At 58.8% G+C, this 14,660-nt stretch carries 16 protein-coding genes and 1 other RNA gene; 10 read left to right on the top strand and 7 right to left on the bottom strand.

Features of this window, described 5'->3' with window-relative positions:
• Positions 1 to 233: 233 nt before the first annotated feature.
• Complete coding sequence (locus MOP44_RS13725) at positions 234 to 1,454, top strand: HD domain-containing phosphohydrolase (RefSeq protein ID WP_260796606.1); 1,221 nt, start codon at positions 234 to 236, stop codon at positions 1,452 to 1,454.
• Between the two features lie 332 nt (positions 1,455 to 1,786).
• On the opposite strand, the gene MOP44_RS13720 is transcribed toward MOP44_RS13725, so the two are convergent.
• The 4 genes from MOP44_RS13720 to MOP44_RS13705 form a co-directional block, all read right to left on the bottom strand.
• Entirely contained in the window at positions 1,787 to 2,986 is a 1,200-nt protein-coding gene (locus tag MOP44_RS13720) for a porin (RefSeq protein WP_260796605.1), read from the bottom strand.
• A 145-nt stretch (positions 2,987 to 3,131) separates the two neighbouring features.
• Positions 3,132 to 4,253 (bottom strand): tRNA 2-thiouridine(34) synthase MnmA, encoded by a 1,122-nt coding sequence (mnmA, locus tag MOP44_RS13715; RefSeq protein ID WP_260796604.1) that lies wholly within the window; start codon positions 4,251 to 4,253, stop codon positions 3,132 to 3,134.
• A gap of 47 nt (positions 4,254 to 4,300) precedes the next feature.
• Positions 4,301 to 4,786 (bottom strand): hypothetical protein, encoded by a 486-nt coding sequence (locus tag MOP44_RS13710; RefSeq protein ID WP_260796603.1) that lies wholly within the window; start codon positions 4,784 to 4,786, stop codon positions 4,301 to 4,303.
• Between the two features lie 32 nt (positions 4,787 to 4,818).
• The gene (locus MOP44_RS13705; RefSeq protein ID WP_260796602.1) at positions 4,819 to 6,018 is read right to left on the bottom strand and encodes a cysteine desulfurase family protein; all 1,200 of its coding nucleotides are present in this window, start codon (positions 6,016 to 6,018) and stop codon (positions 4,819 to 4,821) included.
• A 560-nt stretch (positions 6,019 to 6,578) separates the two neighbouring features.
• On the opposite strand from MOP44_RS13705, the gene MOP44_RS13700 reads away from it, so the two are divergent.
• Both MOP44_RS13700 and MOP44_RS13695 read left to right on the top strand, forming a co-directional pair.
• Positions 6,579 to 6,944 carry a response regulator gene (locus MOP44_RS13700; protein ID WP_260796601.1) on the top strand — a complete coding sequence of 122 codons (366 nt, stop codon included), beginning with the start codon at positions 6,579 to 6,581 and terminating at the stop codon, positions 6,942 to 6,944.
• 224 nt (positions 6,945 to 7,168) lie between these two features.
• Positions 7,169 to 7,759, top strand: coding sequence for a DinB family protein (locus MOP44_RS13695; RefSeq protein WP_260796600.1), 591 nt, complete (start codon positions 7,169 to 7,171; stop codon positions 7,757 to 7,759).
• Positions 7,760 to 7,783: 24 nt separating this feature from the next.
• Here the strand turns inward: MOP44_RS13695 and MOP44_RS13690 are convergent, their stop codons facing one another.
• On the bottom strand, positions 7,784 to 8,017 hold the full coding sequence (locus MOP44_RS13690; RefSeq protein WP_260796599.1) for a hypothetical protein: 234 nt from the start codon (positions 8,015 to 8,017) through the stop codon (positions 7,784 to 7,786).
• A gap of 325 nt (positions 8,018 to 8,342) precedes the next feature.
• Between MOP44_RS13690 and MOP44_RS13685 the strand changes: the two genes are divergently transcribed.
• From MOP44_RS13685 to ssrA, 3 genes are all read left to right on the top strand, one after another.
• Positions 8,343 to 8,795, top strand: coding sequence for a PCYCGC domain-containing protein (locus MOP44_RS13685; RefSeq protein WP_260796598.1), 453 nt, complete (start codon positions 8,343 to 8,345; stop codon positions 8,793 to 8,795).
• Entirely contained in the window at positions 8,792 to 9,187 is a 396-nt protein-coding gene (locus MOP44_RS13680; RefSeq protein WP_260796597.1) for a hypothetical protein, read from the top strand. Before MOP44_RS13685 ends, MOP44_RS13680 begins: the two co-directional genes overlap by 4 nt.
• 112 nt (positions 9,188 to 9,299) lie before the next feature.
• Positions 9,300 to 9,654: a transfer-messenger RNA gene (gene ssrA, locus MOP44_RS13675) on the top strand.
• Positions 9,655 to 9,679: 25 nt separating this feature from the next.
• Here ssrA and MOP44_RS13670 read toward each other — a convergent pair.
• Positions 9,680 to 11,134, bottom strand: a complete 1,455-nt coding sequence (locus MOP44_RS13670) for a UDP-glucose dehydrogenase family protein (RefSeq protein ID WP_260796596.1) — start codon at positions 11,132 to 11,134, stop codon at positions 9,680 to 9,682.
• A gap of 157 nt (positions 11,135 to 11,291) precedes the next feature.
• Between MOP44_RS13670 and MOP44_RS13665 the strand changes: the two genes are divergently transcribed.
• From MOP44_RS13665 to MOP44_RS13650, 4 genes are read left to right on the top strand one after another with little or no spacing between them, the layout of a single operon-like run.
• Positions 11,292 to 11,618, top strand: coding sequence for a hypothetical protein (locus MOP44_RS13665; RefSeq protein WP_260796595.1), 327 nt, complete (start codon positions 11,292 to 11,294; stop codon positions 11,616 to 11,618).
• 12 nt (positions 11,619 to 11,630) lie between these two features.
• Positions 11,631 to 12,734 (top strand): CgeB family protein, encoded by a 1,104-nt coding sequence (locus MOP44_RS13660; RefSeq protein ID WP_260796594.1) that lies wholly within the window; start codon positions 11,631 to 11,633, stop codon positions 12,732 to 12,734.
• 40 nt (positions 12,735 to 12,774) lie between these two features.
• Entirely contained in the window at positions 12,775 to 13,584 is an 810-nt protein-coding gene (locus MOP44_RS13655; RefSeq protein WP_260796593.1) for a sugar phosphate nucleotidyltransferase, read from the top strand.
• A complete protein-coding gene (locus tag MOP44_RS13650) occupies positions 13,556 to 14,347 on the top strand; it encodes a TIGR04290 family methyltransferase (protein WP_260796592.1) in 792 nt (263 codons plus the stop codon). Before MOP44_RS13655 ends, MOP44_RS13650 begins: the two co-directional genes overlap by 29 nt.
• 23 nt (positions 14,348 to 14,370) lie before the next feature.
• Here MOP44_RS13650 and MOP44_RS13645 read toward each other — a convergent pair whose 3' ends face one another.
• Positions 14,371 to 14,643, bottom strand: a complete 273-nt coding sequence (locus MOP44_RS13645) for a hypothetical protein (protein ID WP_260796591.1) — start codon at positions 14,641 to 14,643, stop codon at positions 14,371 to 14,373.
• Between the last annotated feature and the right edge of the window lie 17 nt (positions 14,644 to 14,660).

The following is a 14,660-nucleotide window of genomic DNA, read 5'->3' as shown; positions in this document are numbered from 1 at the left end:
GCACGCGCGCTCGAGACTGGCACACAAAGGTGGTATTTTTCATCCTTTGCCAGAGTGCTACTTTCGGTTGTACGTTGCCGTTGTCTCGAAACTTAACCCCAATTGAAAAGGGCCACCGATTGAATAGGTTCCCCTTTTTCCCTCTGTGAAGTTTCGTCGCCGGTCGGCAACTGTTACGGGTGAAGAACGACGCACGAATGCCTGGCAGGATTGCCCGGCCGGAGACATTGCCCTTGGCACTGAACTTGGCACAGCCCGCACCGGAGAACACCACGCTCACCCTCGTGGATCGCGAGGGCCGTCCCGTGTCGCGCACACGCCGCGCCCCCCACATCCTGGTGGTGGACGACGAAGGTCCGGTTCGTTCCATGATCGGTGCCACTCTTGAACGCCAGGGCTACCAGGTCCAACTCGCCGGAAGCGGCCGCGAGGCCACCGACGCTCTCGAACGGGCCCCCTTCGACCTCGTACTCACCGACATTGTCATGCAGGATGTTAACGGCATCGCCCTGCTTGAACGTATCCGCTCCCAGTTCCCCAGAATTCCGGTCGTGATGGTATCGGCCATCCACGACATCAGCGTTGCCATCGACTCCATGCGCCGCGGAGCCTATGACTACCTGCTCAAGCCCTTCGAGCGCGAGCACCTGGTTGCCACCGTCACCCGTGCCCTCGAATACCGCACCGCTCTTGAAGAGAATCAGAACTACCAGCTAAGCCTCGAGCAGGTCGTGCAGGCGCGCACCGAACTGCTCCAGCAGGCTATGGAAGACCTCGAGCACTCCTACGATATCACCCTCGAGGCCCTCGGCGATGCGCTCGATCTCAAAGACTCCGAGACCGAAGGCCACTCCAAGCGCGTCACCGCTTACACCATCGCACTCGCTCGGGCCATGGGAATCAAGCCCGCCGAGATCAAGGTGATTGCACGCGGCGCCTTCCTCCACGACATCGGCAAGATGGCCATCCCTGACGACATCCTGCGCAAGCCGGGCGCTCTCAGCCAGGAAGAGCAGGACGTCATGCGCGAGCACTGCACGCGCGGCTACCACATCCTGCGCAAGATTCCGTTCCTGAGCGAAGCTGCAGAAATCGTCTTCGCCCACCAGGAAAAATTCGATGGCACCGGCTATCCCAATGGCCTGAACGGCGCCGAAATACCCATCGGAGCCCGCATCTTCGCCGTCGCCGACGCGCTCGATGCCATCACCAGCGACCGGCCTTATCGCCGGGCGCGCAGCTTCGACGTGGCCCGCGAAGAAATCCTGCGCTGCTCCGGCACGCAATTCGATCCCGCCGTCGTCGAAGTGTTCCTCAAGATCCCCAACGAGCTTTGGCACGAACTGCGCAACGAGATCACCGGCCGGCACATGCGCTTCTCCACCTTCGATATCTCCCACGCGCCCATGCCGCGCAATCTCCCGCGCCCCGAAGCCGAAAAGAAAACCTCCTGATTCCCGAGCCTTCGGCGTCAATTGCAAGAATCAGCACAGCCGTGACCCCCATCACAGACTCGGGTGCCACCTTCCGCTAACCTGCTCATGTGGGTGTCGTGTGCTCGGATGTGCTCAGATCTACGATCTCTCACGAAGAATTGCAGGGTGTTTACTAGAAAATTAACTACCCCTCCCCCTGTTTTTACTTCTCCATATCTTCGCCTGTTTTCGGCTTAAATATTCCTTGTAAAAGATTTATGACGATATTAAAAACCATATTTGCCCATCGCGATCCCTTGTCAATATTTCCCGAATGTTACTTTCTCGTTAACACGTGCGACCAACCGGCCTCAGAACAGGAACCCAACCTCCAGCACTCCGCGCGTTTGATCTGCCTTCGTCCCCTCCGCTCCAAACGCACTATCCGCCGCAATCGAACTCGCACGCACATACGAAACATCCCCGCGCATGAAGAAGACCTTCTTCTGCCACGCCGGCGTGCCTGTCAGCGACCAGGCCGCGCTCCCCGGCCCGTAGATCAGATTCACTGAGTTCTCCGCGGCCGAGCCGGTGCTCCCGAGATACTCCCCGCGTCCCGCCAGCGAGAAGCCATGCTTGAACGTGCGGCTGACAAACAGCGCGCCTCCCTGCGTCGCCGCTCCACGCGCCACGCCCGCCGCAGCATTCGTCGGAACATCGCCATACTGCCACGCCGGCATCACGATCCAGTTGCCTTTCGTATACGTGTAGGTCAACGCATACATCCTTCCGTTGTTCTGCACCGGCGTAGCCGTTGTCCGGTAAGCCGTCTGCGACAGGTTTCCCATACCCTGGAACGCAATACTGTGCGGCCCGTTCGTGTAGCTCAGCGATCCGCTCAGCCACGAATACCGATTCGAATAGTACCCGTCATTCCAGCTCAGTGAAGCTGCAAACTTCCCCATCGCTTGGTTCACCTGAACCCCGCGATTGATTGCATTCGCCTGCGTCCACAGCAGCCCGCGCTCAACATTCATGTTCTGGAAATCGAAGGTGTACTCCGCGCCCAGCAGCGCGGGCAGCGAACCAATCTGGATCGACGTGTTCTTCGCCGGAACCAGCTTCAGATACGCCACCGGCACAGGGCTCCAAAGGTCCGTAATGTTCTTCTCGGTCGCGAGAAACGGCGCTCCAACCGCGAGCACGTTATACGCGCCCGCCTGCACGTAGAACTGCCACCAACCATCCACCTTCTGCGCCCACACCTGGCCATTATTCAGCGCCGCATGGCCGTCGCTATCTCCCGCCACGGGACAGCTCTGACCCACGCCAAATCCGGTGAGCACACCATTGATGCTGATCTTCCCCAGCGGACCCGAATCCACCGTATGCGGCGGCGCACCCTGCAATGGCCCGGTAATCGAAGGCGTCGGCAGCGGCACCGGAACGGAAGGCTCCGAACTCGGTGCTGGCTGAGACGATTGCTGATCTTGGGCAACGATGGGCGCGGCGAGAATCGGAAACATCAGGAGGAGGAATGCGTGCGAGATCGGGAACGATTTGCGTGACACGGTGTTCCTTCCAGCTCGCGCTTGAAGCGCGCCGAGCCAGTCTCAGGAATACGATGTGACGGATTATGCCTGCATAAATCGCACCTAAACAGTGCATAAAGCAACAGGCCGGAGACGACTAACTCTGAATACCTGTCGGCGCGGACTAGAGTATCCAGCCGCCGCCCACAACCTCGTCTCCGTCGTAGAAGACAGCCGACTGGCCCGGCGTCACCGCCCGCTGCGCCTCGTCGAACACCGCTGTCACCTCTCCGTTCTCGGCAGGCGCAAGCGTGGCCCACGCCGGCTCGTGCCGGTGGCGGATCTTGATCTTCACCCGCATCGGCGCCTTCAGTTCGGCAACGCTGATCCAGTTCACCCGGTTCGCGCGAAGCTCGCGCGTCGCCAGTTCCTCGTCGGCGCCCACGGTCACCCGGTGGCTCGCCGAGTCGATCTGGATCACGTAGAGCGGCGTCGGCGAAGCCACCTTTAATCCCTTGCGCTGTCCCACGGTGAAGCCAGAGATGCTCTCATGCCGCCCCAGCACGCGGCCGTCGGTAGTCACCAGTTCGCCCGCAGTGTCGGGCATCGCTTCGCCCTGCTCTTCGAGATAAGCCGTCAGAAACTGCTTATAATCGCCGCCCGGGATAAAGCAGATCTCCTGCGAATCCGGCTTCTCCGCTAGCGCCAGTCCGTGCTCGCGCGCTGCCGCCCGCACCTCAGGCTTGACCATGCGCCCCAGTGGAAACAGCGTGTGCGCAAGCTGCTCCTGGGTGAGCCCGAACAGGAAATACGTCTGATCCTTCGCCAGGTCTGCAGGCCGCTTCAGGATCCAGCGCTCACGCTTCGGGTCATACTCGTTGATCGCGTAGTGCCCCGTGGCAATGCGGCTCGCCCCAATCGACCGCGCTGTCTTCAGCAACTGATCGAACTTGAGATGGTTGTTGCAGAGCGAACACGGAATCGGCGTCCGTCCAGCCAGATACTCGCTCACGAACGGCCGCACCACATCAGCTTCGAACCGCTCTTCCTGGTTCACCACGTAGTAGGGAATGCCGAGATGCTCAGCCACGCGCCGCGCGTCATACACATCATCCAGTGAGCAGCACCGTCCGGCCTTCGGAGCCTCGGGAATTCCATGCTTTCCTGCCAGCCGCGTCTGGTCCCAGAGCTGAAGCGTGAGCCCCACGACTGATGTGCCGGGATCCATCCGCGCGAGGATCGCCGCAACGGTCGACGAGTCGACTCCTCCCGACATGGCAACGGCAATGGTCTCGTTGTATGGCATTTGCTCTCTATTGGATGACGCGCCGGCAGCTAAGGACTCCGGGGAAGTTAATCAGCGTGCTCCAGACCCGTAGGTTTCGTGTAGTTGATCCGTCCTATGTGATAGTTTACGGTCGTATTGCCATAGACGTGCCGCTGAACTGAGATGGAAGAGACCTCGGGAACGGAAATCAGTATCCGATTGGCGCCAATGGACTCAAAACCGGGCAGCAACTCGTCCGGTCCACTTGGATCGTACCTGAATATAAGCGTCCGCTTTCGAAACCATGTTCCATGCTTGGATCCCGGCTGATAGGGTGAGGCGTACACGCTGATTGCTTCGTCTTTTGCCAGAAGATCGCACGCTGTGTACTCAATTTCCAGGTCTACTCCCGAAACATTGCTGAGGCCGCCCTTCTTTTCCGAGGTGCACGTCCATGCAGTGAGCGGATTCAAGCCTCGCTCCGCGCTGCCGTAGAGAGCAGCCCCCAAAGGTAGGGCCGCGAGCGCAACGAGGCCGGACACAATCGCAATCACTCTTCGACGTCTAGTCATCTTGGCGGGGACCTGTGAACTATCCCCGAATCTCACCCCAGCGTCCCCGCTTCAACCGGCGAAACCGCTCTGAGCTGCTTCACCGCTGCCGGCACCACAGAAAGAACATGGTCTACATCGGCATCGGTCGTGGTCTTCAGCAGGCTGAAGCGCAGGCTCGCCCGCGCCCGCGTCTTGTCCAGGCCCATCGCCATCAGCACGTGGCTAGGCTCGGTGGCCCCCGAGTGGCAAGCTGAACCACCCGAAACCGCCACGCCCTTGAGATCGAGCGCAATCACCAGCGCCTCGCCCTCCAAGTTGTTGAACCAGATATTCGTCGTATTGGCGACGCGAGCTACAGGCCTTCCATCCGCACCGGCCCCGTTCACGCCTGCACCCGGCAGCCGCAAAATCTCGTCTTCCAACCGGTCGCGCAGCCGGGCGACCCGCTCAATCGTGCCATCCTCGAGAGCGCTCATCGCCAGTTCGGCCGCCTTGCCAAGCCCCACAATCCCCGCAACATTCTCCGTCCCGGCGCGGCGTCGCCGTTCGTGGCTCCCGCCCACCAGCAGGCTTTCGACCGGTGTTCCCCGGCGGACAAACATCGCTCCAACACCCTTCGGAGCATGCATCTTGTGGCCACTGATTGACAGCAGGTGGCACCCAATCTTGCGCACGTCGATAGGGATCTTGCCCGCGGCCTGCACCCCATCCACATGGAAGAACGCGCCCGCATCCTTGGCGATCCTTCCGATCTCCTCCACCGGCTGGATCACGCCTGTCTCATTATTCGCCAGCATCACGCTGATCAGCCGGGTATTGGGCCGAAGCGCAGCACGTACATCGCCCGGCTCAATGAGTCCGCTCGGTTGGGGCGCGATATAACTCACCTCGACGCCGCGCTCCGCCACCTTCTCAGCCGACTGCAGCACTGCCGAGTGCTCAATCGCCGTCGTCACAAAGTGATCGCCCCGGCGCAGAAGCCCGAAAATAGCGCTATTGTCGCCTTCGGTTCCGCCGGAGTTGAAGACCACCTCCGCAGCATGGCAGTTGAAAAACTCCGCCAGTATCTCGCGGGCCTGATCCACTCCCCTGCGAGCCTGCTGCCCATGCAAGTGAATCGAGGATGCATTCCCGAAGTGCTCCATCCAATAGGGATGCATCGCCTGCACCACTTCCGGCAGCAGAGGCGTAGTGGCGTTGGCATCCATATAGACCCGGGTCAGCCGCGGATCTGCCGGCGAAGCGACCATACTGAAAGGGTAGCAGGCATCGTCAATCTACAGTTCAGCGCCCGACCGGCGGTGATTTAAAGCTTGGCGAAATGTTGCATACGCGGTTGAGATGGAATATTCCCGCTGTTAGACTCGGATATCAGTCATCCACTCCCCTAAGGCCAACGCAGTTTGCTCCCGTTGGAGGTCTACATGCAATGTTCCTATTGCTTCAATGATGAATTTCGCCATTCGCGCCTTCGGTTCTCTGACGTTCTCCAATTGGTGAGGTTTCGAGTTCCCGTGCGATGCACACACTGTCAGTTCAGGCAGTTCGAACCTTTGCTCGCGGTCCGCAAGCACGTCAACTTGCGCAAGCAGCGGCGTAAGGCCGCTTAGCGATCTTCGGCATCCGTCTCGTTTCATAGGGGATGAAATGAGACGGAGACTCCGATGATTCGACAATCGAATATTTGTCTTACCTTACCTAAATTCCAAAACTACAACTCCTTGTGTATAGTGATGGAAGCCTGAGCCACCCAGGTTCGCGCATCGCGTCTTCCTCAAGGAACTCGATTATTTAGAAGGTGTATTTGCCCATGCGAGTCTTGGTCGTTGATGACGAGAAATCGATCGCAGATAGTCTGTGCCTGATTCTCCAGGCCAGAGGCCACAGGGCACGTGCCGCTTACTCCGCCGAAGAAGCGATCGTTGTATCGGATGAGTTCACGCCGGATGTCATGATCTCAGACGTGGTCATGCCTGGCATGAACGGATTGGACCTCGCCATCTACTTCTCCGAGCGGTATCCAACATGCAAGGTGCTCCTCATCTCGGGCAACGCCATCGGCTTTGGCTTGGTTGAGGAGTCGGTTCGCCGCGGCCACTATCACACGATTCTCCCCAAGCCGATTCACCCGGTACAGATACTGCAGTTTCTGACTACCTGCGCCTCCGCGGCCTGAGGACAATCGACGACCGTTTCGCATATAAGCGGCTGTCAATGCCGTTCTGATCCTCTAAGCCACCGTTTCATGCCTTCGCGATGTGCGACCCGGACCCGGTCTGCTAGAGTTCCCTCGCGCAGCAATATGCCTCGGTATCCCCTTCGGACCGTTTCCGTTCGGTTTTCCTGACGACCGAGCCCGTTCGTAGTGCGGATGCCGAAGGCCGCTGCCGGAGGATTTCCATGCAAAACAGCGTTCGTGTCGCGGGCCGCGTGCTCGCAGTTTGTCTTTTGGCCGGTCTGCCGGCGCTGTCAACTGCCCAGGGCGCAGACAGTAAGCAGGCCAAGCCCGCCGTCGGCACTGCACAGCCCCCTGCCCAGATCTACGGCAAGCTTCTCTCAGGCATGGAGAAGGAGTTCGTGGACCTAGCCGAAGCCATGCCCGAAGACAAATATAGCTTTGTGCCCAGCACCGGAGAATTCGCCAAAGTACGCTCGTTCGGCGACCAGGTGAAGCACATCGCCGAAGCCAACTGGTACTTCTTCGGCGGTCCGACGATTACCGATGAGCAGTTGAAGACCAAGAGCGATGCCATCGAGAAGCTCACCAGCAAGGCCGACATTCTTCAGGCCCTGAAGGACTCGTTCAAGCAGGCCCACGCCCTTGTGGATGAAACGACCGCAGGAAATGCCTTCACCACCACAGCCCATGGAACCCGGGCAGGAATGACCTCATTCGGACTCGCGCACATGATGGACCACTACGGCCAACTGGTGGTCTACCTCAGGATGAACGGGATCGTACCCCCCGCCAGTCGCGGCGGGAATATGTAGGACCAACGAGCAAAGCCGGAAAAATCAGTAATCACCGTCCACGCTTCGGTTTTGAATCCTGAAATTGGAATTTTCCGGCTCTGATTCGGCATTTTGGACGCGCGTCAGGGTCTTGCGATAGAACCATGTGGCTGCCAGCCCGCCCGCCAGGGCGGAGGCAGCCGCAAACGCGCCGACCTTCACCCAGGAAGGCAGACGAGTTCCTGCCCTCTTGATGTTGTCCGATATCTCAGAAACTAAATGTTTTGGATCGTCCATTGTCGACCGCTCGTTTCTAAAATGAAATTGCTGCTCATTGGACTCCTCAACCCTGAGGTCGATTCACAGAAGAAATCCACAGAAAATATCGATTTTTGTATTTGCATTTATCCGCATCTATAGTAATGTGTAGTTATTCCGGTGATGAGGGTGGACGTTCCGCCACCTTCGGCGCCGGGAGTAGTTTGCGTCACTGGCCTCCCGGCACGAACAGCTCGAACGTTCGTGCCGTCTTTTTTTGGCTAAAACCACGAGACAACGGGGTCTGACGCCGCTCACGCCGCCATCCGTCCTTCGTCTACAATTCTCATAGCGAGACTTACGAATGAAGAAACTTCTCAGCCGCCGCTCACTCCTCGCCACAAGTGCGGTGATCTTCACAGTGGCCAGTTACGCCCAGTGGACAAACCCGGCGGACGATGTACCGGCCTACCATCCTTCGGCGCCGCTGAAAGTTAGCGCTCTGCCGCCGGTCCTCTCCGGCGACAAACTGACCGGCGAGAACTTCCGCTATCCCTGGCAGGTGCACGTCTACCAGCAGACGGCCAAGGTCGGAAACGTGATCTATCAGCTTCCCTGCAACTGCCGTTGCGACCGCGCCCTCGGTCACACCAGCCTCCGGAGCTGCTTTGAGACGCTTCACGGAACCGAGTGCTCCACCTGCGCAAAAGAAGGCTTTTATGCCTATCAGCAGACGAAGCTAGGTAAGACCCCGGCGGAGATTCGGGCTGGAATTGCGAAGCACGCCTACGAATCCATCGATCTCGAGAAGCAGTGACAATCGCGCGTACGATCCGGCTCGCGGCCCTGATCGCGGCTTTGAGCGTTGGTCTCGCCGCGCTGGGCTGCGAGCTCTTTTATCTGCACTGGCTGCGTTCGGTCGTTGCCGCCGGCAATCGTCAGCTGCTTGAAACCGAACCCGGAGCCTTCGATCGCGACCTCCGGACCGCGCTGCCGCTCAGCACCCCGAAGGGCGCCGTCGAAGAGACCTTGAGGAATCGCCACATCCCCTATCAGTACTACCCCGCCTGGCGCTTGATCCAGGCCATCGTGCCGGACCTGAAGGGCAGCAATCCGCTCAGAGAAACCAGTCTCCGCATGAACTTCCAATTTGACGCCCAAGGATCACTATCGAAGATCGAGTCGTCGGTGATCAATTCGGGGCTGTGAGGCGTTTCAGCGGCCTGAACCCGTTTCAGCGTAAGATAGAACATGCAGCACGGCCCACCGGCCCGGCTCGCACCGAACTGCCGTCTGCTTCATCTAACAGACAGCAGCAATTGGGGGCGTCACGGTTTCGACGGGATCGATTGCGGCACAGGAGGCATGTCGGGGTGTGGGCACCCGTAATCGCTCGCAAAACAAAAGTTGCCAACGACAATCTGGCACTTGCTGCTTAATTAACTAAGTAGCCGTTCTGCTCGGCTTTGCCTGTGGGCTGAGACAGAGCGTCGCACAGCAGGCTGGTTGGGGCGGCTCGGTCCGGGCGGCTTCCAGCGAGAGCAATCGGACTAGCTTCTGGCGCATCTTGTCCGTTCTGAGTGCCCGAGGCGAAAACATGCGGAACCGGACAAAGCATGAACGCTCCTGGCTGACAGCGATTTCGGACGCGGGTTCGACTCCCGCCGCCTCCACCATTACTTCACCGCCATCCGCAAACCTTCAGGCTCTTCTTCGCAGCGCAACCGGTTCTTCGCACTCTTCCACAGCTGGTCGGCCAATGCTGACGTAAGTGAAGCCACGCTGCATCATCAACTCGCGGTCCAGCAGGTTGCGCGCATCGAACACGATCGGCTGCGCGAGCTGTACTTTCATTGCCTGGGGATCAATCTCTCTGAATTCGGGCCAGTCAGTCAGCACCAGCAGCGCGTCCGCATCATTCATCGCGTCCAGTGCGTTGTCGACGTAGCTAATCCCTTCTTCCGGAAGCACTCTCCGCGCTGTCGTCATTGCGGCAGGGTCAAAGGCCACGATTTCGCAGCCTTCCGCGAGCAGTTGCCGAACAAGCTTAATGGCAGGCGATTCGCGCACATCATCCGTGCCTCCCTTGAAGGCCAGGCCAAGAACAGCTAGCTTCTTGTTGCGAAGATTCCACATGATCGACCGAATCTTCCCCATGAATCCGTCGATCTGACGCTCATTGATGCGCTCCACTTCCCGGAGCAGTGCCACATCCACTCCCATCTCATGGCCGAGTGAGCGAAAAGCCTTGAGGTCTTTTGGAAAACACGAGCCACCGTAGCCCAGCCCAGCAGACAAGAACTGCTGACCGATGCGCCGGTCCAGCCCCATGCCATGCGCGACTTCATCTACATCTGCTCCAGCAATCTCGCACATGCTTGCAATCGTGTTAACGTAGCTGATCTTCAGCGCAAGAAAAGCGTTCGAAGCGTGCTTGATCAGCTCCGCGCTTGCAGGACTCGTCCGCACCAGTGGAGGCGCCGTTGGATTGTGCGACAAAAAATCAGCAGATGCGCGCCGCCGATAATAGCTGCCGTCCAGCAGTGGGCCATAGATCGACGTCATCACGCGGAATGCCTGATCGCTGCAAGTCCCGACGATGATTCTATCGGGACACAAAAAATCCCGTACCGCCGTACCCTCGCGAAGGAACTCAGGATTCGACACTACATCTGCTGCACTCGGATCCACACCATTGCGCCGCAGGATCTTGGAGATCCAATCGCTCGTATAAACAGGCACTGTGCTCTTCTCGACAATCACCTTGTACGAGTCGATGGCTCCACTGATTTCGGCCGCAACCTCCTCGATGAATGATAGGTCCGCGTGGCCATTATCAAGAGGGGGCGTCCCCACAGCGATGAACACCGCGTCTGATGCCCTCACAGCCTCGGCTATCGACGTAGTGAATCTGAGCGAAGCTGAACTCTGCAATGCCAGAAGTTCAGCCAGATGTTCCTCGTGTATGGGTATTTGACCCGCCTGCAATGCGCGAATCTTGGCGGCGTCGTTATCGACACAAATGACGGAATGGCCGATCTCGGCGAAGCAAACTGCCGCGACCAGCCCCACGTACCCACAACCCACAACCGCGATACGAGTTCCCTGGCCGCCTGATCGATCCATCATGCAGAGTTCGAGATTGCGATTTGGCATTTTGATTTCTTACCCGCGACCTTCGATGCCTGAGCTGCACAACCCGTTGTCCACATCCGTTGATGCTTGGTGAATCTATACAACGCAGGTCTCAATCCTCGCATCGGTGCAGGTGAAGATCGCATGTTCGATTTGACCCTCAACGAGAGACACGGGTATGACCCCGAGCAAAACAACGCAGGACCACAATGAAATTCGCAAGTGGGCAGAAAAGCGCGGCGCTGTGCCCACTGAGGTAGCCAGCACTCACAGCGGTAATGAACCAGGAATACTACGCCTTCATTTTCCTAACGCTCCCGGCGAGAAAGACTCGAATCTGCGGGAAATTTCATGGGACGCGTTCTTCGAGAAGTTCGACGAGAACAACCTGGAGCTTGTGTATCAGGAGAAGACAGCCGACGGAGAGCAAAGCAACTTCAACGAGCTTGTGCACCCCGACGAACCTTCGCACTCCTCCAACAAGAAGAAGAAACACGCCGCATAGGTGCGGACATCCATGCACGTCGTAATCTTCGGCCTTACTGTTTCATCTTCGTGGGGCAATGGGCACGCTACGCTCTGGCGCGGGTTCCTGAAGGCGATGAGCCGCCGCGGCCACACGGCCACCTTCTATGAGCGTGACGTCCCATATTACGCCGCCACGCGTGATGGTTGGGAGGCGCCCCCCGGAATTGCGCTGAAGCTCTTCGACTCGTTCGAAAACATCCAGGCAGAAGCTGCGCGCGAACTCGCACGCGCCGACGTAGCCCTCGTAACGAGCTACTGCGGCGATGGCGACGCTGCGTCGCGACTGGTCCTCGATTCGCGAGCTCAGGTCCGCGCGTTCTATGACCTTGACACTCCTGTGACACTGGACACCTTACGCATCGGCGCTCGGGTCGCATACCTCCCTGCTGAAGGGCTTTCAGAATTTGACATCGTGTTGAGTTACACGGGCGGCCGCGCTCTCGAAGAGCTGACCGGTCGTCTAGGCGCACGTGCTGTGGCTCCACTCTATGGATGGGTTGACCCTGAAATGCATTTCCCGGTGCCTCCATGCGAGGAGTATCGATCGGCACTCAGCTATCTCGGCACCTACGCCGACGACCGCCAGCAGATGCTCGAAGAGCTCTTTGTTATCCCTGCGCGGCGACTACCGGAAGAGCGCTTTTTGATCGGGGGCGCACAGTACCCTTCCAGCTTCCCATGGTCTCAGAACATCTTCTTCGTGAGCCACATGCCACCCTCTCTGCATCCGGCATTCTTTTCGTCTTCCCGCTTTACGCTCAACGTGACGCGTCGCGCGATGGCCGAATACGGATTCTGCCCCTCGGGCCGCATCTTTGAAGCAGCCGCGTGCGGCACACCGTTGATCTCTGATACGTGGTCTGGCCTTGAGACTTTCCTTCAACCTGACGTAGAAATCTTGACCGCTTCCACCAGCGCCGATGTCGTGAGAGCGCTCTCCCTATCCGACGTCGAACACATGCGCATTGCTGAGGCCGCACGCGCTCGCGTTCTTGCGCATCACACTGCAGAGCAACGTGTTGCCGAGTTCGAGTCGATCTGCCAGAGCATAGCCACAGCGTCACCGCCAATTCCCGAAATGGCTGAAGGCTGATTTGATCGGCGCGCACAATCGCACAGAAGGAGAACACACGATGTGGGGCATCATACCGGCCGCGGGATCTGGCAGCCGCATCCAGCCATTAGCATTTTCAAAAGAACTGCTTCCGGTGGGAAGCCGCTGTGAAAACGGCGCGGAGCGGCCACGCGCAATAAGCGAATACCTCGTCGAACGCATGATCGCAGCGGGCGCAAGCCGGCTCTGCTTTATTATTTCGCCCACGAAGGCCGACATCCTCCAATACTATGGGTCACGCCTGTGGGGGGTAGACATCGCTTACACCGTGCAGCCCGCGCCAGGCGGCCTCTGCGATGCTGTCTTCCGCGCCGCGCCACTGATTCATCCGGATGACGCGGTGCTGATTGGTCTGCCCGACACAATCTGGTTCCCTTCGGACGCTCTATCTCTTCTGCCGGACGGCGTGCTCGCACTGCTGCTCTTTCCGGTTACTCGTCCGGAGTTGTTCGATGCCGTCTCCACGGATGAGCAAGGCCGCGTCCGAGAGATCCACGTGAAACAACGCACCGCGCCTTCCCAATGGATATGGGGAGCAATGAAGATGCCTGGGCGCGTCTTTCACGCCCTGCACCAATTATGGCTACGGCCTGAGCGTGGTGACGAGTACCTCGGCACACTTATCAATGCATGGCTCAACGAAGGCGGGGAGGCGATCGGCACGCGGGCGGGCTGCCAATACGTAGATACAGGGACTCTCGATGGCTATCGAGCTGCGATGCGCCTGCTGGAAGACGCGCGCAACTCCGAATACCAACCCGCCTCAGAGCACATTTCAGAGAAGGAGGTGAGCACCACAGATGAGTTCACTACCGCAGACCGGCATTGACGAGCAACTGCTTCAGAAGCAGATCGAGTCTCTTGGGCCCTGGTTTCACAATCTCCGGCTCAACGGTATTCAAACCGCACCCAATCACTTTCTCGGCGACTATCCAGAGATCAAGTTCGCAGCGTTCCGCGATGCTTTGCCCACCGACATGACAGGCTGGACCGTGCTCGATATCGGCTGCAATGCCGGCTTCTACTCGCTCGAGATGAAGCGCCGTGGAGCCGGTCGCGTGGTCGCCATCGACACCGATGAACATTACCTTCGCCAGGCTCGCTTTGCCGCGGAGATACAAGGCACGAACATCGAATACCGTCGCATGGCCGTGTGGGATGTGGCGGCGCTCGGCGAGAAGTTCGATCTCGTCATCTTCATGGGAGTGCTCTACCACCTGCGTCACCCCCTCCTCGCATTGGATCTTATTCATGAACATGTCGCACGTGACCTGCTGCTCTTTCAGAGCCTCACTCGCGGCAGCCTCGACATCGTTTCCGTAGAAGAGAACTACGACTTCAATTCACCCGCGCCGTTTGACGAGCCGGGATACCCGAAGATGCACTTCGTCGAGCATCGATTCTCGCACGATGAAACGAACTGGTGGATCCCGAACCGCGCCTGCGTAGAAGCCATGCTGCGTTCATCCGGCTTCCGAATCGAATCGCAGCCTGAGAACGAAGTCTACCTATGCCGCAGGGAACAGATCGCAATCCCACCAGACGGTCCGCATTGTGTCTATCCCATGCGCCGAACGAACGTTGAGCTATGAGTGAACGAGTCACCACTCTTGAGCTAGCCGAGTCGCTTCTGGAACAACGGCATGTGCCCTCCGCGCGATTCCTCTTCAACCGTGCAGAGGCGCAAGGCGGCGCTGACCGAAATCGTTGCGCCGGCGGCCGATGGTTGGCCTCCATGCTCTCCGGCGATTTCGAAGCTGCCTGGCGAGAAAGTGATGCGATTCGACTGCGGCGCGCACCAGACCCCCACAGGTTCTGGACTGGCGAGAGCCTGCGTGGTAAGCGCGTTATCGTACGCTGCCTGCATGGCTTCGGCGATGCCGTTCAATTCCTCCAATATGCCCC

Source organism: Occallatibacter riparius (assembly GCF_025264625.1).
Classification (GTDB): Bacteria; Acidobacteriota; Terriglobia; order Terriglobales; family Acidobacteriaceae; genus Telmatobacter; species Telmatobacter riparius.
This window is presented reverse-complemented; position numbering and strand designations above follow the sequence as displayed.

What these genes read in the sequence shown, in the direction of transcription:
- mnmA (WP_260796604.1), bottom strand. Translation starts at nt 4,253, where the DNA reads ATGCCATACAACGAGACCATTGCCGTTGCCATGTCGGGAGGAGTCGAC.
- MOP44_RS13695 (WP_260796600.1), top strand. Translation starts at nt 7,169, where the DNA reads ATGCAAAACAGCGTTCGTGTCGCGGGCCGCGTGCTCGCAGTTTGTCTT.
- MOP44_RS13660 (WP_260796594.1), top strand. Translation starts at nt 11,631, where the DNA reads ATGCACGTCGTAATCTTCGGCCTTACTGTTTCATCTTCGTGGGGCAAT.
- MOP44_RS13690 (WP_260796599.1), bottom strand. Translation starts at nt 8,017, where the DNA reads ATGGACGATCCAAAACATTTAGTTTCTGAGATATCGGACAACATCAAG.
- MOP44_RS13705 (WP_260796602.1), bottom strand. Translation starts at nt 6,018, where the DNA reads ATGGTCGCTTCGCCGGCAGATCCGCGGCTGACCCGGGTCTATATGGAT.
- MOP44_RS13665 (WP_260796595.1), top strand. Translation starts at nt 11,292, where the DNA reads ATGACCCCGAGCAAAACAACGCAGGACCACAATGAAATTCGCAAGTGG.
- MOP44_RS13710 (WP_260796603.1), bottom strand. Translation starts at nt 4,786, where the DNA reads ATGACTAGACGTCGAAGAGTGATTGCGATTGTGTCCGGCCTCGTTGCG.
- MOP44_RS13650 (WP_260796592.1), top strand. Translation starts at nt 13,556, where the DNA reads ATGAGTTCACTACCGCAGACCGGCATTGACGAGCAACTGCTTCAGAAG.
- MOP44_RS13700 (WP_260796601.1), top strand. Translation starts at nt 6,579, where the DNA reads ATGCGAGTCTTGGTCGTTGATGACGAGAAATCGATCGCAGATAGTCTG.
- MOP44_RS13670 (WP_260796596.1), bottom strand. Translation starts at nt 11,134, where the DNA reads ATGCCAAATCGCAATCTCGAACTCTGCATGATGGATCGATCAGGCGGC.
- MOP44_RS13655 (WP_260796593.1), top strand. Translation starts at nt 12,775, where the DNA reads ATGTGGGGCATCATACCGGCCGCGGGATCTGGCAGCCGCATCCAGCCA.
- MOP44_RS13685 (WP_260796598.1), top strand. Translation starts at nt 8,343, where the DNA reads ATGAAGAAACTTCTCAGCCGCCGCTCACTCCTCGCCACAAGTGCGGTG.